The following is a 17,165-nucleotide window of genomic DNA, read 5'->3' on the forward strand; positions in this document are numbered from 1 at the left end:
TCGGCGAGGCTCCGCGGCGGCCGCCCACCTAAGCTGACCACCGTGACCCCGGCGGCGACGACGGCATCGGCGGCATCAGCGGCATCGGCCGGCCCGGCGGCTCCGCGATCCCGGGGCACGGATTCGGTCATCCGCCACCATCCCGGGCGTCCCCGCCGCGTCGCGGTCATCTCGCTGCACACCTCGCCCCTGGCCCAGCCCGGCACGGGCGACGCCGGCGGCATGAACGTCTACATCGTGGAGACCGCGCGGCGCATGGCCCAGCGCGGTGTCCAGGTCGAGATCTTCACGCGGGCGACGTCGTCGGACCTGCCGCCGGTGGCCGAGCTCGCGCCCGGCGTGCTGGTCCGGCACGTCACCGCGGGTCCGTACGGCGGGCTGGGCAAGGAGGACCTGCCGAGCCAGCTCTGCGCGTTCACCGCCGGCGTGCTGCGCGACGAGGCCCGCCACGAGCCCGGCTGGTACGACGTCGTGCACAGCCACTACTGGCTGTCCGGCCAGGTCGGGTGGCTGGTCCGCGACCGCTGGGGCGTGCCGCTGGTGCACACCGCGCACACCCTGGCCAAGGTCAAGAACGCGTCGCTGGCCGACGGCGACCGCCCCGAGCCGCTGTCGCGGGTGGTCGGCGAGGAGCAGGTCGTCGCGGAGTCCGACCGCCTGGTGACCTCGACGCAGGCCGAGGCCGACGACCTCGTCGTCGCCTACGGCGCCGACCCCGATCGCGTGCGCACCATCGCGCCCGGCGTCGACCTGCGCACCTTCACCCCCACCCGCGACCGCGACGCCGCCCGGGCCGCGCTCGGGCTCGCCCCGGACGCCCTCACGCTCGCGTTCGTGGGGCGCATCCAGCCGCTCAAGGCCCCGGACGTGCTGCTGCGCGCGGCCGCCGCGTTGATCGCGCAGCGCCCGGAGCTGCGGGGACGGCTCGTCGTCCTCGTCGTCGGCGGGCCCTCGGGGACCGGCCTCGCCGAGCCGGAGTCGCTCGTGTCGCTCGCGCGGGAGCTGGGTATCGCCGACGTCGTGCGCTTCCTGCCACCGCGCGGCGGTGACGACCTCGCCGCGGTCTACCGGGCCGCCGACGTCGTCGCCGTCCCCAGTCACTCCGAGTCGTTCGGCCTCGTCGCGCTCGAGGCCCAGGCGTGCGGGACGCCCGTGGTCGCCGCGGCCGTGGGCGGGCTGCCGACGGCCGTCGCGCACGAGCGCTCGGGGCTGCTCGTCGCGGACCACGAGCCCGACCACTGGGCCGACGCGCTGGCGCGGGTGACGCTCGACCAGGCCGAACGCCAGCGGCTCGCGGCGGGCGCCGTCGAGCACGCCGCGATGTTCTCGTGGGACCGCACCGCCGACGCGCTGCTCGCCACCTACGCCGAGGCGTCGCGGGCGCAGGCGCGCGACCGGGCGCGGGAGGTGGCGGTGTGACGGATCTCGAGGAGGCCGAGAAGGTCCTGGTCGCCGCGCTCGAGGAGCGCGAGCTGACCTACCTGCGCCGCGGGCCGGGGCGGCTGTTCGTGACCCTGCCCGGCACGAAGAAGCTCGCCACGCACTGCTGGCTCGTGCTGACGCCGCACGCGCTGCTCATCGAGGCGTTCGTCTGCCGGCGGCCCGACGAGAACTTCGAGGAGGTCTACCGCTTCCTCCTGCAGCGCAACGCCCGGCTGTACGGCGTGCACTACACGATCGACCGGGCGGGCGACATCCACCTCGTCGGCCGGGTCGCGCTGCACGCGATCACCGACGACGAGGTCGACCGCGTGCTCGGGCAGGTGCTCGAGGCCGCCGACGGCGACTTCAACACCCTGCTCGAGCTGGGGTTCGCCACGTCGATCCGCCGCGAGTGGGCGTGGCGGGAGTCGCGGGGCGAGTCGCTGGCGAACCTCTCGGCGTTCGCGCACCTGGTGGACGGCACGAAGGACACGGAGAACACGGAGAACACCGAGAACGCGGAGAACACGGGGAGCTGAAGCAGGGCCTCGCCGCCGGCGTGGGACGGGGGGCATCCGACGCCGGCGGCGGGCGTCTCGGAGCGCTCGCGCGCGACGACCGACCGCGGGCCGACCCGCGCGGTCGAATCGGCTGCTGGAGTCTGAGCGTCCCACCACGCAACACACAGGACAAGGCGTCGTCATGCCGCTGAACGGGTGACTGGTGGACGCCGCGGACGTCCGGCTCGATCACGCAGGGCTCGGCGCGACCGCGTACCGGCAGGTAGGTTGTCCGCGCACCGCCCCCGGCTCGACGAGGAGTTCGCCCGATGATCGTCCGCAGCCCGTACGCCGACGTCGACGTCCCCGACGTGGGTCTGCCCGAGTTCCTGTTCGGCGACCTGGGCGACGCCGCGGAGCGCGTGGCGATCATCGACGGGCCCTCGGGTCGCCAGGTGACCTTCGGCGAGCTGGCGGGCGCGGTCGACCGCTTCGCCGCCGCCCTCGGCGAGCGCGGGCTCGGCCGCGGGGACGTCCTTGCGCTGTTCGCGCCGAACAACCCGTACTACCCGGTGGTCTTCCACGGCGCGCTCGCCGCCGGCCTGGCGGTCACGACCGTCAACTCCCTCTACACCCCCGACGAGCTGGCCTTCCAGCTGCGCGACTCCGGCGCGAAGATCCTCGTGACCATCTCCCCGTTCCTCGACCGTGCCCGGGCGGCACTGCGCGAGGAGGGCGTGGTGGTCGCGGAGACGATCCTGCTCGACGACGCCCGCGACGACGCCACCACGCCGATGCCTGAGAGCACGCTGGCCGACGCGCTCTCGACGACCGCGGAGCGCCCGCAGGTCACGGTCACCGGCGACGACGTGGCCGCGCTGCCCTACTCGTCGGGCACCACGGGGCGGGCCAAGGGAGTGGTGCTGACCCACCGCAACCTCGTCGCGAACCTCGTGCAGATCCAGCGGATCTTCGAGGTCACGCCGGACACGCGGATCCTCGCCGTCCTGCCGTTCTTCCACATCTACGGCATGACCGTGATGATGAACCAGGGCATCCACGCGCGCGCCGCCGTGGTGACCATGCCGAAGTTCGACCTCGCGGAGTTCCTGCGGATCGTCCAGGAGCACCGCGTCGACCGGGTCTACATCGCCCCGCCGATCGCCGTGGCCCTCGCCAAGCACCCGATGGTCGACCAGTACGACATCGACTGCATCGACGTCATCTTCTCCGGCGCCGCCGCGCTCGACGCCGAGCTCGGCCACGCCGTGGGCCGGCGCCTCAACTGCAAGGTGCTCCAGGGCTACGGGATGACCGAGCTCAGCCCGGTCAGCCACGCGATGCCCGACGACCGCGCCGACATGGACCTCAACTCGATCGGTGTCGCGCTGCCGAACATCGAGTGCAAGCTCGTCGACCCCGAGACCGGGCAGGAGGGCGTCGAGCGCGGCGAGCTGTGGGTCCGCGGCCCCAACGTCATGCGCGAGTACCTCAACAACCCCGAGGCGACGGCCGCGACCCTGGACGACGACGGCTTCCTGCACACCGGCGACGTCGCCACCGTCACCGACGAGGGCGTCTTCTACATCGTCGACCGGGTCAAGGAGCTGATCAAGTACAAGGGCTACCAGGTCCCGCCGGCCGAGCTCGAGGCGCTGCTGCTGACGAACGACGGCATCGCCGACGCCGCGGTGATCGGGGTCAAGGACGACGAGGGCGAGGAGATCCCCAAGGCGTTCGTCGTGCTCCAGCAGGGCGCCGACCTCTCCGGTGACGACGTCATGTCCTTCGTCGCCGAGCGCATCGCGCCGCACAAGAAGGTCCGCGTCGTCGAGTTCGTCGACCAGATCCCGAAGTCGGCGTCGGGGAAGATCCTGCGCAAGGACCTCCGCGCTCGCGAGGCAGCCAACGCGTAGGGTCTCTGACCCGCTGTTTCGAGCCTCTGACCTGCGACGACGGCGAATGTCCGATGTGAAGTCTCTGTGAGGCTCAGCGGGCGTGGGCGGTTCGTCGGGAGAATCCACGGAACAGTCACGGAACGGATCTTGCATTTCGGATCTTCACTCCTCGCCGAGTAGATCTTGGATGCGGGCGTTGTAGGCGGCGCGCTCGCCGTCGAGGCACGCGGCGTAGACCGAGAGCAGGACCTTGACCGAGTGGCCGGCCCGCTCGGCGACCTCCGTGGGTGGCACCCCGGCGTTGAGCCAGGACGACAGCGCCGCGTGCCGGAGGTCGTACGGGCGGGCCGCGAGCGGTGAGGCCGCCTGAGCCGGGCTCAGGCCGATCTCGCGGGCCTGCTTCCAGGTCCGGGTGTAGACCGACTCCCGAACGCGCCCGCGGGTCGTCAGCGCCGGGAACAGCCGGCCGTCGGGCGCGACGCCGTAGCGCTCCAGGTGCTCCCGCAGGATCGCCACCAGCGCCGGCGGGGCGGGGACGCGGCGCACGGCCTCGCGGCGACGACGCTTGAGTGGCCGGGCGTCCGGGTCGCGCAGACCGTCGTTGTAGTGCTCGCCCGAGACGCCGGTCAGCGACCCGGAGAGGACCAGCTCGCCCCAGCCCGTGGCCGGGAGCTTCGCGTCGGTGTCGCGGAGCTGCTGGGCCTCGCCGGGACGCAGACCCGCGTAGTACAGGCAGGCGAAGAACGCCCGCAGCCGCCAGCCACGGTCCCGCTCGGTGCGCCGGTGCCCGGACACGTAGGTGACCGCGGCGAGAAGCTGCCGCGCCTGGGCAGGATTCACCACCACCCGCGGGTCGACGCCCCCAGTGACCTGCGCCGTCCCCGTGCGCCGGCCCGTGACGGGGTTGACGGCTAGCACGCCGGTGTCGACGGCGTAGCCAGCGACCCGGTGCAGCACCGCGCGGCGCTTGTCGAGCGTGGAGGAGGTGACGGCCCGTCCGCCGGCGGCGATGCCGAGGTCGTGCAGGAGCGCGCCGAGGGCGAGGGAGTCGGCGAGGTCGGTGGCCGGGCGCGACGCGCGGCGCAGCCACGACACCGCGGCCCGGTCCTCCGTGCTCAACGCCTCATCACGGCGTGGCGGCGGCAGGAGGTGGGTGCTCGCGAGGCGTTGGAGGTCGGTCTCGTCGGGGCCGTGCTCGAGGGGACGGACGAACTTCGGCGTGATCGCGGCCAGGTTCACCACCGCGGCGCGCCGGCTGTTCGGCGGCGCGATCGGCCAGATGTGGTCGACGTAGGCCACGGCCAGCTCGAGGAACGTGCCGACGCCCCGCTTGCGGGTCAGCGACGGCGGGAGCCCGGTGGCGACGTCGAACGCCTCGCCGGCCCGGCCCGCGCGGACGAGCTCGGAGCGGAACGACTCGGCGAGCGCCTTGGTGGCGTACCACTCGGAGTGCTCCCGCCCGGCGGTCCGCCAGCGCACGCCCCACGGTCGGCTGCGGCCCGTGCGCTTGGTCAGGTTCCAGAACTGCACCTGGAAGGTGCTCTCGTCGCTCATGCCGCCCCGTCCCGGTGGGCGTCGAGCCAGTCGAGCAGGTCGCCACGCCGGACCCGCAGGTGGCCGTTCGGGAGGCGGAAGCACGGCGGCGCTACCCTGCGCTCACGCCACTCGTAGAACGTGTCCCGCGAGACCCCGCCCAGCTCGGCGAGGACCTGGCGGACGGTCAGCAGCTCGTCGCGCTCGGACTGCGCTCGCTTGGTGGTCGTCATGTCAGCTCCTTGTCGTGGTGGTCGTGCGGAGGGGCCGGGCCTGCCGGGCGCGCTGGAGCAGCCCGGCGACGGCGAGGGCGGTGGAGGTGTCGAGGCAGGCGACGGCGGTCAGGGCGCGGCGCTCGTCGTGGCCGAGGTCGAGCCCGACCAGCGGCCGGACAAGGGCGTCGATGTGCGCGCCGAAAGCGCGGACGTCCTCGCGGCCGGTCATCAGTCGTCCTCGGGGATGTCGGCGGCGCGGTCGGTCGCGGCGCCGAGCTGGTGAGCGAACTCGCCGGCGCTGCTGGACACCGCGGGCCCGAGGGTCGGGAAGGCCGCGAAGAGCAGCACGAGGGTCACGACGCCGGAGACGAGCGCGGGGGCGGCCTTGTGGCTCTTGACCAGCAGGGCGGTGACGAGGCCGGCGATGATGACGATGGCAATGAGGTTCACGACGCGGCCCGCCGTCCGTGGGCTTGGATGCGGTCGACGTAGTCGCCGTACTCGCCGAGGTAGGGGACGCGGATGCGCTCGCAGTCGCGGCCGAGCCCCGACAGGTACGCGATACCGGGAGCGGCGTTGGCGTGCTCCGGACCGAGCGGCCGGGCGTCGCTGCCGTGGAGCATCTCCAGGCTGTCGGCCGGCACCCGGAACGAGAGTCGGAGGGCGAACTGGTCGCGGGCGTAGCCGCCGCCGACGGCGGTCGCTTCGAAGCGCTGGGCGAGCATCAGGACCCGGAACGCGGCCTTGCGGCCCTCGCTCAGGAGGCGGAGGACTGCCGAGCGGATGCGGTCGCCGGTCGGCACGCCCTCGCCGCGCTTGGGCTTCGGGAGCCCGTCGGCGGCGCGGAGCAGGCCGGGGAACTCCTCGAGCACCACAAGCACCGTCGGGGTGGCCGGTGACGGTTCGATCTTGTCGTGGCGTGGCGGGATGGTGGCGAGCCGGCGGTCCATCTCGGCGACCAGGTCCTCGAGCAGTACCGCGTGCGCGGCGATGTCGCCGGTGCCGACGACCTGATGGGCCCGGTGGGCGGTGCCGTCCCAGGCCCGGCCGAGCAGCAGCCCGGTGATGTCCGAGCCGGCGACGAGCACGTCGGGAGCGGCGGCGAGCTGGGAGAGCAGCCCATAGCAGAGCACCGACTTGCCCGAGCCGTTCTGGCCTTGGGCGGCGAGGTGGCCAGCGTCGGTGAGGGCGTGGCCGAGGGTGATGCCGTCCTCGGTGCGCCCGAGGATCACCGGCTCCGATCCAGATGCGACAGCGAGCGAGGGCAGGCCGAAGCCGTCGCGCAGCGGGTCGTGGTTGAGCACGGTGAGCCGGACCCAGCGCCCGGCCAGGGGCTCGACCCGGAGGCCGTGGCCGCCGAGGGAGTGCGCGAGGCGGGGCCCGTTCTCCTTGCTGGTGAAGTCGGCGGGTTCCTGGCCGGCCATCAGCTCCACGGTCAGCGTGATGGGCGGCCCGCCGTGGACCGCGCCGACGCGCGGGGTGCGCACGGTGAGCCCGGCAGCGACGGAGACGTACTGGCACAGCCGCAGGGCGGTGCAGGCTTCGCGGAACTCGGCGGTGATGCCCTGGGCAAACAGGTGGTGCGCGGCCCACGCGTCGCGTTGAGCGCGGCGGGCCCGCCACCGGCTGATGAAGCCCGGTGCGCGCCGGTGCCCGGCGGCGGGTGGGCGAGTGCGGTCGAGGGTTCTTGTGGTGGTCATGGCCGGCTGCTCCGGTGGGTGCGGGCCGCCCGGCGGCGGGCGCGGGAGGGGGAGGCGGCGACTTGGACCTGGGTGACCTCCCAGGTCGAGGAGCCGCAGGCGGGGCAGCGCTCGAGGGAGAGCTGCACGACGCCGTCGCCGGAGTCGTCGCTGATGGGGGCGGGGGTCCACTGCTCGACGCAGTTGGCGGCGCGGCAGGTCAGGACCAGCTCGTCGAGCAGGGCCGCGGTGCGGACCTGCACCCGCGAACGAGGAGGGCGGGCGGGGGCGGCCATCACGCGGCCGCCGTCTCGTCGCCGGTGTGCTTCCGCGCCGATCGGCTGTCGGTGCCCGTGGCGGGGCGGATGGCGCTGGCGGAGAAGGACACCTCAATGCCCTTGGCGCCGTTGCGCGCCGGCCGGACCCGGGCGTTGAGGTCTTCGAGCTCGACTTCGGTGTAGGGCTCGAGGTCGGGGACCTCGTGGCCGATGACGCGGACGCCGTGCAGCTCGAGGCGGCCGTCGCGGCCGGTCGGGAGCATGACGTCGTGGATGGTGATGGGCGCGCCGGTGGCGTCGTCGAGCAGCGGGAGGCCGGTGCTGCGCCGGCCCGTGGGCCCGTCCTCCCAGCGCTCGAGCTGCTGGCTGTAGCCGGTGGCGACGGTCTTCATCCGGGCGGCGTTGATGGGGGCGTTCAGCTCGTACATCGGGGTTCTCCTGGCGGAATCGGCACCCGCGTGTCGGGGTGTGCCTCTACCGTCAGGGCGGTCCGAGCGATCGACCCGGAAGAAAATTCCGGGGTCGTCGAGCTGGGCGGAAGGACGGTCTTGCCATGCGCGGGATGACCGAGTCACTGACCATCGGCGAACGAGTGGCGTTCTACCGCCGACGCCGCGGACTCTCCCAGGAAGTAGTCGCCGGTCTCGTCGGGCGCACCGAGGACTGGCTTAGTAAGATCGAGAACAACCGGGCCGAGCTGGACCGGCTCTCGGTGATCCGGAAGTTCGCCGACGTCCTCGACGTCTCCCTGGGCGACCTACTTGGCGAGCCGACCTTCCTGGACTGGACTGCCGACAGCGGCACCGCCACCGTCACGGCGCTGCGCACGGCGCTGATGGACTACCGCCAGCTCAACCCGATCCTGCGCCGCGCCGGGAACACGGCTGAGCCGCCCGCCATCGCGCACCTCGAGCGCGACGTGGCCGACGTGTTCAACGCCTACCAAGCCGCCCGCTTCGGCTTCGTCACCGCGCGGACTCCGCTGCTGCTGGCGGACGCACTGCTGGCCGTGGACACCCACGAGGGCGCCGAGCTCGAGCGCGCACACGCGCTGCTGGCCCTGTCGTACCAGGTATCGGCGTCGACCCTGACCAAGCTCGGGGAGTGCGACCTGGCATGGATGGCCGCCGACCGCGGCCTGACCGCGGCCCAGCGCGCCGGCGACCTCACGGTGATGGGGTCGCTGTTCCGTTCGGTCGTCCACTCCCTGCTCGCGACCGGCCGGTACGACGCTGCCGCACGGCTCACCGCCGACGGGTCGGACTACCTCAGCGAGTCCCTCGGCTCGGCCGACGCCGGCCTGTGGTCGGTGTATGGGTCACTGTTCCTCGCCGGCGCGATGGCCTCCTCGCGGATGGAGGACCGCAGCCTGACGCGTGACTTCCTCGAGCACGCCCAGCGCGCCGCCCGCTATCTCGGCGCCGACGGCAATCATCTCTGGACCGCCTTCGGCCCCACGAACGTCGCGATCCACCGCGTCGCAACGGCGATGGAGCTGGGCGATGTCCAGGTCGCAATTGACCTCGGTCCGCAGATCGACACCTCGGCCCTACCAACCGAGCGCCGCGTCCGCCACGCCCTCGAGACGGCCCGCGTGCTGTCGACGTCCAATCGCCGGGACGAGGCGCTGGCGACCGTCCTCGGCGCCGAGCGCCTGGCGCCCGAGCAGGTCCGCCACCACTTCATCAGCCGCCAGCTCGTCCTGTCCTGGATGAAGAACCCTCGCGGCGCCGTGAGCGCCGAGCTCGGCGCCCTCGCCCACCGCCTCCGGCTCGCCGCCTGAACCGGCCCAGCCTGGGCCCGTACTCTCGGCGCCATGTCGTCGCCAGAGGACAGCTTCGCTACGCCCCGAGTCGCTGCGGGCGCGCTCTTCGTCGCCTCCGACGGTCGGGTCCTCCTCGTGCACCCGACGTATAAGGACACCTGGGACCTCCCTGGCGGGTACGTCGAGCGCGGCGAGTCTCCGGCGGCCGCCTGCCGGCGCGAGGTCTTGGAGGAGCTCGGTATCGATCGGGCGCCGCTTAGTCTTGCCGCCATCGATTGGGCGCCCCACGAACGGGAGGGCGACAAGTTACTATTCATCTTCGATTGCGGCCTCTTGGGGGTCGACGAGGAGCGAATCCGGCTCGACGGCAGTGAAATCGATCGGTGGGATTGGGTCGACGCAGGCAATTTCGATCAGCTCCTCATTCCGCGTCTCGCACGTCGGATTCGCTCGGTCACCAATCGAGGCTCTACTCCGACTGTCTACCTCGAGAACGGTATCCCCATGGAGATTGAGTCGTCCGTGAGGTAGGGAGTACTGGCTTCGAGCGTCCGGTCGCTAGTGGTTGACGGTGGCAGACCTGCAAGCATGAAGTGGCGTGCGGCAAATTCGTGCGAAAGATGGATGAACCCGGAGGCGGGGAGTGCGAGCCCAGGACTTCTTTACTGAAACCAACTCCGGGCTGCAGCGTGCTGATGCTTGGGATACGGTCGAGACCCTCGATGAACAGATGCTCGACCGACTTCGTGCGGGTGCCGTAAAGGGTCGAGATGACGTCGCTGTCGCTCAAGGACTAGTTGAGCTGGTCAGCGACGAATTAACTGGCTACGGCACCGACGGGTCCCACCGCCTCGAGAATCGGCAGATCGAAATAGTCATCAAGACGATGTACGCGGTACTCGCCAGGCTAAATATCGACACTCCTAGGCTTCCCTTCCGAGACTTCGAGCGTTTTCGAACCTATTGGAACAAGAACGGTGGCTACGGGAGTTGGCAAGCGAGACGGGACATGGTGCACGAACTATTGGAGCCCGTACGACTAACGCTTGATGGTCTCGAGGAGCTGAGTTTCGACGAGCTGGCCGAGCCGGCGTCACCCCGCAACGTCACCGGCTGGCCGAGAGTAGACGAAGAGATCAAAGAACTTCGACGTCGATTTCGTTCGAGTGTAACAATCCAAGACTACCGCGCCGTGGGTACGCACTGCGTCGGAGTGCTTGAGGCCCTGAGCCGCACGGCTTATAGCGTTGATCGCCATCTCCGTGACGGTGAGTCAGAGCCGCCGGTATCGAAATCGAAAACTCGGCTCGACAGGGTGATTGAGTGTGCAATGCCGGGCGAAGCGAACGAAGAGTTACGCGGGCTAGCGAAGAGGGCGGTCGCGGCCGCCCACCTAATAAAACACAAGGAGACCCCGGATCGTCGGGAGGCTGGGATCGCAGCAGACACCACTATTCTGCTCGCGAATATTGTCAGGCGACTCGACTCCGACTGATTAGAGGTCAGAGCCACCCGTCCGAAAGCCAGCGCGCAGGTGGTGTCAGGCCGGCGAACGGCGTCGCCCGAAACGTATGAGGAGTGATCCGGTGCTCGTCGCCTATCATTTCGACGAGGATGAGACTCCCCGTCGTCCCTATACGCCGCCACTTCGGGTGATTGAGGCTTCCTGCGTCTTAGCGATAGTCGAAGCGGTGCCAGCCTATCGAAGGCACGTCACTATTCGGTCCGGTATACCTGCTGTTGACCGTTTGAGAGTCGAAGAACACGTCGCGTATGCCTTAGCGGAGGACCTATTGAACGGTGCGTCAGCGTGGAAGACGCTGAGCGACGACCCTCACCCTTACCTTATACAGTTGACGGATCGTCGGGTATCGGTCGAGCTTATCGATGGGCTCTCCTTGGACGATGCGATCCGGGTCGACGAGCTACTTAAAGAGGATTCGGGCTATCTCGGGGCCCTTCAGGTGAGACAGGAACTGCCGAGACCGTGGGTCTTCTACGCGGCGGCGCTTCCATTAAGCTATCGCATCCATCGCAATTCGGTTTCCCTCCTGTATAGCGCGGATCAAGACCCTGAAGTTGCTGGCGAGGACAACCGAGATCATGCGTGGTTGGCCGAGTTGCGCGACTATCTTTGCTCGGAGCCCCAAATATCGATCGGGTTCGGAAGCTCCGGATATCAAGACTTATCGATTATCGACAAGAGAAGCTTGGAGTACGCGCAGAAGACGGCCAGGGTCGATAGGGTATTGGGGAGCTTGCTCTCCGGGGTGGTCGCCGACATATACCTTCGCGCCCGGATGATCGACCCAGATTTGATCGAGGTGTACGACGCCGCACTCATCGCCATGGAGCAGCACACGGGCCCGGAGCAGCTTGCGCAGGTCGCTCTTTCATGTAGGCGTCTCTTGGAGCGCCTCGCCGACGCCCTTTATCCAGCTCGCCCCGAGACAGTGGACGGTCGCAATGTTTCGGAGGACAAGTATCGCAACAGGTTGTGGGCGTACATCGAGGAGCAGATGACCTCGAGCACGGAATCCGCGATCCTACTCGCCAATCTCGTTGATGTGGGAACGCGGGTAAATAGTCTGGACGCTGCCTCAAATAAGGGTTTGCACGCGAAAGTCGTAGGCAGCTCTGAGATACATCGACTTCTGGTGAATCTCACCGTGCTTGTATTTGACCTTATGGGCCTGAAAAAAGTAGACGCGAAGCCAGCGCCTTCGTATGACGCCGAGATTGCCGCCGAGATTGGTCGGTTAATCCGTGGCGATCGTGACCACTGACGGTGCGTGCCGTTCATAAGTCTTCGGCGGGTGGAACCCAGCAGAGTGGCCCGTCATAGACCCACTCGGTCAGCCGCCACGTCGACGGGCGCTGCGAAGGGCGCTACGCCTTTGGGGCCTCGACTTCGCCAATACCTTGGCCGGGTGGCTCGTACGTTGCGGTGTCGGGGCCCCACACCTCGAAATTGAGGTCCCGAGCCGTGATGCCCTCGCCGACCACAGGTGTCACCCGGAACTCGGGAGTTACGTCTACTGTTGCATCAGAGTATGACGCTGACTTGACGATTGTCTCTACTCGCACGTACGGGTAAGCCATGTCCTCCTGTGCGAGCTTGGAAACATCTCCGTGAAGTACTCCGCGCACGTACTTGGCCATCGGGATCGATGGGAGCGGCCTCGAAAATCTAGGGCTAAGTAGTCGGGACGCCAGCGGATCGGCGAGGCCCGAGAATTGAATTATTGCGTTCCGCACGTAGTGCGCGACCGCTGTATGGTGCGTTGCAGAGTATTGCTTGATGGTCTCAAAATCCAAGTATCCATGCTCGAAGCCGTCACTGGCTTTCTTGGCCTCGCGGTAGGCTTGGTCGTTTCCCTGAAAGAGGACTCGGCGGCGAATTTCAGGGTCCAGCGACGTTACGTCGATGTTCCAGCGCGCGAGTAACTCTGGCTGCGTTCCGGCGTCCTCAATAGTTGCGCTTTTGGCGATTGGAGTGAGGGTCTCCATTGCCATGTAAAGGTGAGCCAGAGCGAGAATTTGGCTTCCCGGGCGAAAATGCTGAACAGCGAGTTGGTATTGCCCGCACGCTCGGAACAATCGGTCCCGCGAAGGGCTTGAGATCAAGTGTCGGAAGAGTTCTTGGTAGGCCTCGGGGTCAGGGTGACGGTTCACCCGAGGTAGACCTATCTCTTCTGTGATCGCGTTCTGGAAGAACTCATGTTCGTCTCGATCTGGAGACACGTCAAATGCCAACTCGACTTCAAGCGGATCAACCCCGGCATTTGTTGCGACAGTCAAGATCGACACGGCAGTATTAGCCATGTCGGTGTGCCGAGGGATTGCTTCGTCTAGCGACTCGCCGGGCCCAGTCACTTCTAGCCAGAGTTCGCGGTGTACCTCGGACCCAGATTCCGTAGGTCGGTAGCGCGTGCGCAGAACGATGCTAGTAGTTCCACGTTCTTCGGATCCAATGAGGCGGATCTCTTCGCCCCTGTCGAGCCGGCAAGCGGACGACGCTCGAAGGACGGTTAGGAAGGTTAGGTCTGCCATGTCGTTGTTGCCTAGCTCTCTATCGTTGGGGCGACTCTTCACTGCGTATCGGAAGTACCTGCAGGCGGCCCTGACTGCGGTGGTCGTCCTACGGCAAAGAACTGGTCAGCAAGACTGTTGAGCTTCTGCAATACCTTCAGCCAGGAGAATCCTGTTAAAATTCCGAGCGAAAGAAATGCCCAGTTCGAGCTCGTAGAAGAAGCGTTGGATGTGTCTCCGCCCGAGAACACAAGTAGCCCGCCTTTGACGAGGGCGTATGCCGCGAGCGCGATCAACGCGGCTACCCATGGGCCGACGAGATAGGAGCCTCCGTACGAAGTCTGAAAATTGCGCCGCACTGCGGCATGAAGATGCAAACCTTGGAAGGATACGATGACAGCCCCGAAGACGCCCCCCACCACCGTGTACGTAAGCGGAGTGACTACTGCAACCTGGCTGCCGGTGAGAGACTCGGTCCCGAGAAGCGAGCGGTATAGAGCGAAGTTGCGCGCCCACACGTCGATCAGCAGACGCCCGCTAAGGACGGCCACAATCAGGAGGTAGACACCGAGTAAGATTGGTACCCACGGCGACGCCGGTTCTGCAGCCGGCGGCATTACGCGCTCACTCCCCTCTTCGTCCTCGGTCGTGGTCACCGTCGTGGTTTCAGTGCGGGCCTTGCTTGCTTCGGGCACGACGAGTAGTCGGCCGTCTGGGGCTTGAGCGTTACCAGGCTAGTCCCCACGAACGCGTGTCGAGGTCCTACATCGCTACGTGGATCGGGCCCGTCGCGGATTGGCGGATGTCTCCTGGCGTTGAGCGCGGGCTGGTCGCGGAAGGCTGATGCCGATCACCAGGCCATTGCTTCGAAGCCATGCTTCGGCGTCTGCGAGGCCCCGACGCTCAGCCGTGTCGAGCAGCTCGGCCTCCCGGTGACTGGTCACGAGCCAATCCCAGGCGTCCGCGCTCAGGGTTAGGCGGGCGTCCGCCTCCTGATCCTCGTCGGCGATCTCATCGTCGGTTGACTCGCGCCCGAGGCCCGCGAGGTGCCGAAGGTCTCGGCCGCCGCGTGACCAGGTGAGTTGGCGTCGACCGTCGGACGCCTCTTCCCACTCCCACCAGCGGGCCAGGTCGTCGGCGCGATAGGTGTCGACAGCCTCCGCGAGGAGCTGCATGGGTGTGCGGCCACCGTGGCTGCGGCCGTGCTTGCTCGTGGCGCCGGTGACTTCGTGGGCCATCTTGGTGAAGTAGTCGGCCAGGTCGCCTTCGCCGAGGTGGGCCTTGCGCAGGTCCCAGCCGTGCTCGTCGGAGGCGTCGAAGCCCTTGCGTTCCAGCGCGCGGCGCCAGCGGCCGAACATGCGCGCCCCGACGCCAGCGGCGACGAGCTCGGCGGACACGTCGTCGGCGAAGCACAGCAGCGCGTGAACGTGGACGTGCCAACCGTTGGCGCCGTCGGTGACCTCCACAACCCGCGCCCACCCCAGCAGACCACCGAACAGGGCGGAGTCCTTCACCCACGTCGAGCCGGACGTCACCGCGGCCCAGGCGTATCCGAGCACGTCCCAGCAGCCCTCCTTGGCCTTGATGCCGGCAAGCTCGATCTCCTCGGCCTCCGCGGCCCGCTCGTCGACGTCCCACCCGTTCGCCTCCGCGACCTCACGGTCCGCGCGGCGCTCCTCGAGCAGGTCCCGCCGGCGCCGATCGGCAGTCGAGAGGCCGAGACGGTCGCCACGCGCGTGGCGCATCGTCAAAGTGAGCATGAACGCCGACCCGCACCGCTCGTGGACCGCGCGCATCACCGCGGTCAGGTCGTCGGCCCGACGGGTGGCGACCTTGACCGCGCACACCGGACACGCCCACACCGACCCGCAGTGCTTCAGCCCGCCATAGGCCGCCGAGCGGGTGCCGTCCTTGTTCGTGATCACCCCCAGTGTCGGGCCGCTGTCGGGGCCGCCGATCTTGTGCCCGCACTGCTGCACCCGCCTCAACGACGAGATCGGCCGCAGCTGGCGACGGCGGGCCCAGCGGTCCCGGCGACGAGCCTGGAAACGCTCCTGGCGCTTCATCTCGACGGACTCGGCACCCTTGCCCGCACCACCAGCACGCCCCGGACCGCGACGGTTCGGGGTGTGGTCCTCGCGGCGGCGCCGTCCCGGTCGAAGAGCTGTTACCCCTTTACCGAGAATCCGCGCGCTCACCTGGCACCACCAACGGTCAGAGCCGGCGCTGACGCGCCGGCGATGGCCGGCCCTTCCGGGCCGGCCACGCTCTCACTCCTGACTTCGTCCCGTGCCGCGCGGCCGGCCCCCGGGCCAGCCACCACGACAGCGATAGCGACGACCTGGGCCACGGCGGCGACCAGGAGCAGGACGAGGCTCGGCCTCCGGCGGCCAGGCGCTCCGCCCTGGACCAGGGCACCGACCTCAGGAGAGCCCCTACCAGCAACCGAGCCGTCGAGGGAGTGCGGGTGGTCGGGACGGGGCCTCACCCACGACGACGCTCCCAAGGGCTGCCAGACCGCCCGCACAGCCGCAAGCGCCCGACAACCGGCCCCACACCCGTCATCGAGGATCGGGGCGCTTGCACCCGCACGAGCGGCCCGGCAGGGCAGAGCCCGCGCCGCCGAGGGAGAGACCCCGAGGCGCAGGCTTGGCGATTTGCACGGTCGGGGCGTAACACTCCTGTGACTCTGCTCGATGCGCTCGTAGCGAAGGGGGGCGTCAGCTTCATGGGTTGCCCGAAGTGCGGAGGGTCGGCGCGCCAAGAACTGGCGCCCGGGTTCTTCGAGTGTTCGTCCCGAGTTGTCGTGGACTTGGACCTTGCTACAAACACTCCGATTGAGGGATACTGCGCTACCCGCTACCAGGGTGTCTCGGGTACAGCGGCCGTCGGAATCTGCCCTTGCGGAACGTTGGCACTTCGGATGTGCCGCGGGTGCCTTACAGCCGCGATGTGTTACGCGCATGGCTACGAACACAAGGGCTCTTGGTATTGCTCGAAGTGTAGCTCTGAACTCCAACGGGACATCATCCAGGAAAGAATCTCGGCGAAGGAGCGCTACAGGAGACTCCCTGTGCTGCCAAGCGTTCTCCTTGAGGACTGGCTGGCAGGCCGTGTCAACGGCTCCGAATTTGTCGAAGGCGAGACTCATCGTGCGGATGACTGGACCTGTGAAGCTGTCTGGCGCGTGGCATCTCGCCGTGGTTTGATCCCCAGAATTCCAGTCGGACGCAAGTATTTTCTCGAGAAGCGCGGGATTACCTACGTCAGCTGCGATGACGGCGACAGGCGATTCCCGCAATGGAGCGTTGAGGTCAGTGGGGGCGAGCCGTTCACGAAGATCGGCCGAGAACTTAAGCGGCCCGTCTATGGAGAGATTGGCGAATCGGACCCTTTTGTCTTGTTGAAGAGGGGGGTAGAACAGGAGCTGCCAGGTGCCGAGAAGAGGGCACGAGAAGTCGAGCAGGAACGTGCGCGGGCGCTGGTCACGTTGAAGGTCAAATGGGCCGCCTTGAGCGTCGCCATTCTTATCGCTCTCCTCTTCGTTCTGGACGACTACTTTGGGCTGGTCGCAATTAATCCTTTTGGTGTTGCAATCGGAGACTTCATTGAAACTGGCCGCGTGATTCGTGAGGCACTTAACTCCTATTCGCCGTCCGAGTGAGTCCTGCCCAGTTAAGGTAGAGACTTCGAAGTCACCCGCTGCCGGTACTGCGGCCGCTACCGTTGGGCACCCACTACCGACGTGGCGGTGCGACTGCCGACCGCGACGCGTGTGCAGCTGGCGCTCAACGCGGTGGCCGCGCGCTGGTCGCGCGTGGAGACCGGGCTGGCCAGCACGAG

18 protein-coding genes are annotated in these 17,165 nt (G+C 68.2%); 8 read left to right on the forward strand and 10 right to left on the reverse strand.

Annotation, left to right across the window (positions count from 1 at the left end):
* The first annotated feature begins 129 nt into the window (after window positions 1-129).
* The 3 genes from mshA to PGB27_RS11060 all read left to right on the forward strand — a co-directional run bounded on the left by mshA (window position 130) and on the right by PGB27_RS11060 (window position 3,838).
* The gene (gene mshA, locus PGB27_RS11050; protein WP_274200612.1) at window positions 130-1,419 is read left to right on the forward strand and encodes a D-inositol-3-phosphate glycosyltransferase; all 1,290 of its coding nucleotides are present in this window, start codon (window positions 130-132) and stop codon (window positions 1,417-1,419) included.
* Window positions 1,416-1,961, forward strand: a complete 546-nt coding sequence (locus PGB27_RS11055; RefSeq protein ID WP_274200416.1) for a type III secretion system chaperone family protein — start codon at window positions 1,416-1,418, stop codon at window positions 1,959-1,961. Before mshA ends, PGB27_RS11055 begins: the two co-directional genes overlap by 4 nt.
* 290 nt (window positions 1,962-2,251) lie before the next feature.
* Window positions 2,252-3,838, forward strand: coding sequence for an AMP-binding protein (locus tag PGB27_RS11060; RefSeq protein WP_274200417.1), 1,587 nt, complete (start codon window positions 2,252-2,254; stop codon window positions 3,836-3,838).
* Window positions 3,839-3,982: 144 nt separating this feature from the next.
* On the opposite strand, the gene PGB27_RS11065 is transcribed toward PGB27_RS11060, so the two are convergent.
* From PGB27_RS11065 to PGB27_RS11095, 7 genes are read right to left on the reverse strand one after another with little or no spacing between them, the layout of a single operon-like run.
* The gene (locus tag PGB27_RS11065) at window positions 3,983-5,374 is read right to left on the reverse strand and encodes a tyrosine-type recombinase/integrase (RefSeq protein ID WP_274200418.1); all 1,392 of its coding nucleotides are present in this window, start codon (window positions 5,372-5,374) and stop codon (window positions 3,983-3,985) included.
* Window positions 5,371-5,586, reverse strand: coding sequence for a helix-turn-helix transcriptional regulator (locus PGB27_RS11070; protein ID WP_274200419.1), 216 nt, complete (start codon window positions 5,584-5,586; stop codon window positions 5,371-5,373). The genes PGB27_RS11065 and PGB27_RS11070 overlap by 4 nt, the downstream gene beginning before the upstream one ends.
* A 1-nt stretch (window position 5,587) precedes the next feature.
* Window positions 5,588-5,797 carry a hypothetical protein gene (locus PGB27_RS11075; protein ID WP_274200420.1) on the reverse strand — a complete coding sequence of 70 codons (210 nt, stop codon included), beginning with the start codon at window positions 5,795-5,797 and terminating at the stop codon, window positions 5,588-5,590.
* Entirely contained in the window at window positions 5,797-6,018 is a 222-nt protein-coding gene (locus tag PGB27_RS11080; protein WP_274200421.1) for a hypothetical protein, read from the reverse strand. The genes PGB27_RS11075 and PGB27_RS11080 overlap by 1 nt, the downstream gene beginning before the upstream one ends.
* Window positions 6,015-7,268 (reverse strand): hypothetical protein, encoded by a 1,254-nt coding sequence (locus tag PGB27_RS11085; RefSeq protein WP_274200422.1) that lies wholly within the window; start codon window positions 7,266-7,268, stop codon window positions 6,015-6,017. The genes PGB27_RS11080 and PGB27_RS11085 overlap by 4 nt, the downstream gene beginning before the upstream one ends.
* On the reverse strand, window positions 7,265-7,510 hold the full coding sequence (locus PGB27_RS11090; RefSeq protein ID WP_274200423.1) for a hypothetical protein: 246 nt from the start codon (window positions 7,508-7,510) through the stop codon (window positions 7,265-7,267). Before PGB27_RS11090 ends, PGB27_RS11085 begins: the two co-directional genes overlap by 4 nt.
* 32 nt (window positions 7,511-7,542) lie before the next feature.
* On the reverse strand, window positions 7,543-7,953 hold the full coding sequence (locus PGB27_RS11095) for a hypothetical protein (RefSeq protein ID WP_274200424.1): 411 nt from the start codon (window positions 7,951-7,953) through the stop codon (window positions 7,543-7,545).
* Window positions 7,954-8,087: 134 nt separating this feature from the next.
* On the opposite strand from PGB27_RS11095, the gene PGB27_RS11100 reads away from it, so the two are divergent.
* The 4 genes from PGB27_RS11100 to PGB27_RS11115 all read left to right on the forward strand — a co-directional run bounded on the left by PGB27_RS11100 (window position 8,088) and on the right by PGB27_RS11115 (window position 12,076).
* On the forward strand, window positions 8,088-9,308 hold the full coding sequence (locus tag PGB27_RS11100; RefSeq protein WP_274200425.1) for a helix-turn-helix domain-containing protein: 1,221 nt from the start codon (window positions 8,088-8,090) through the stop codon (window positions 9,306-9,308).
* A gap of 33 nt (window positions 9,309-9,341) precedes the next feature.
* On the forward strand, window positions 9,342-9,821 hold the full coding sequence (locus tag PGB27_RS11105; protein WP_274200426.1) for an NUDIX domain-containing protein: 480 nt from the start codon (window positions 9,342-9,344) through the stop codon (window positions 9,819-9,821).
* Window positions 9,822-9,933: 112 nt separating this feature from the next.
* Entirely contained in the window at window positions 9,934-10,785 is an 852-nt protein-coding gene (locus PGB27_RS11110; RefSeq protein WP_274200427.1) for a hypothetical protein, read from the forward strand.
* A gap of 91 nt (window positions 10,786-10,876) precedes the next feature.
* Window positions 10,877-12,076: a hypothetical protein gene (locus tag PGB27_RS11115; protein ID WP_274200428.1), complete on the forward strand. Its 1,200-nt coding sequence runs from the start codon at window positions 10,877-10,879 to the stop codon at window positions 12,074-12,076.
* A gap of 103 nt (window positions 12,077-12,179) precedes the next feature.
* Here PGB27_RS11115 and PGB27_RS11120 read toward each other — a convergent pair whose 3' ends face one another.
* The 3 genes from PGB27_RS11120 to PGB27_RS11130 form a co-directional block, all read right to left on the reverse strand.
* Window positions 12,180-12,806, reverse strand: a complete 627-nt coding sequence (locus PGB27_RS11120) for a hypothetical protein (RefSeq protein WP_274200429.1) — start codon at window positions 12,804-12,806, stop codon at window positions 12,180-12,182.
* A 575-nt stretch (window positions 12,807-13,381) separates the two neighbouring features.
* Entirely contained in the window at window positions 13,382-14,017 is a 636-nt protein-coding gene (locus PGB27_RS11125; RefSeq protein WP_274200430.1) for a hypothetical protein, read from the reverse strand.
* A gap of 75 nt (window positions 14,018-14,092) precedes the next feature.
* On the reverse strand, window positions 14,093-15,388 hold the full coding sequence (locus tag PGB27_RS11130) for a hypothetical protein (protein ID WP_274200431.1): 1,296 nt from the start codon (window positions 15,386-15,388) through the stop codon (window positions 14,093-14,095).
* A 1,007-nt stretch (window positions 15,389-16,395) separates the two neighbouring features.
* Between PGB27_RS11130 and PGB27_RS11135 the strand changes: the two genes are divergently transcribed.
* Window positions 16,396-16,986: a hypothetical protein gene (locus PGB27_RS11135; RefSeq protein ID WP_274200432.1), complete on the forward strand. Its 591-nt coding sequence runs from the start codon at window positions 16,396-16,398 to the stop codon at window positions 16,984-16,986.
* The last annotated feature ends 179 nt before the right edge of the window (window positions 16,987-17,165 follow it).

Source organism: Actinomycetospora lemnae (assembly GCF_028737315.1).
Classification (GTDB): domain Bacteria; phylum Actinomycetota; class Actinomycetes; order Mycobacteriales; family Pseudonocardiaceae; genus Actinomycetospora; species Actinomycetospora lemnae.

Bases quoted from the DNA above. Each gene is read 5' to 3' on its own strand.
- PGB27_RS11060 (WP_274200417.1), top strand. From the start codon at position 2,252: ATGATCGTCCGCAGCCCGTACGCCGACGTCGACGTCCCCGACGTGGGT.
- PGB27_RS11065 (WP_274200418.1), bottom strand. From the start codon at position 5,374: ATGAGCGACGAGAGCACCTTCCAGGTGCAGTTCTGGAACCTGACCAAG.
- PGB27_RS11070 (WP_274200419.1), bottom strand. From the start codon at position 5,586: ATGACGACCACCAAGCGAGCGCAGTCCGAGCGCGACGAGCTGCTGACC.
- PGB27_RS11075 (WP_274200420.1), bottom strand. From the start codon at position 5,797: ATGACCGGCCGCGAGGACGTCCGCGCTTTCGGCGCGCACATCGACGCC.
- PGB27_RS11085 (WP_274200422.1), bottom strand. From the start codon at position 7,268: ATGACCACCACAAGAACCCTCGACCGCACTCGCCCACCCGCCGCCGGG.
- PGB27_RS11095 (WP_274200424.1), bottom strand. From the start codon at position 7,953: ATGTACGAGCTGAACGCCCCCATCAACGCCGCCCGGATGAAGACCGTC.
- PGB27_RS11100 (WP_274200425.1), top strand. From the start codon at position 8,088: ATGACCGAGTCACTGACCATCGGCGAACGAGTGGCGTTCTACCGCCGA.
- PGB27_RS11105 (WP_274200426.1), top strand. From the start codon at position 9,342: ATGTCGTCGCCAGAGGACAGCTTCGCTACGCCCCGAGTCGCTGCGGGC.
- PGB27_RS11120 (WP_274200429.1), bottom strand. From the start codon at position 12,806: ATGGCAATGGAGACCCTCACTCCAATCGCCAAAAGCGCAACTATTGAG.
- PGB27_RS11130 (WP_274200431.1), bottom strand. From the start codon at position 15,388: ATGAAGCGCCAGGAGCGTTTCCAGGCTCGTCGCCGGGACCGCTGGGCC.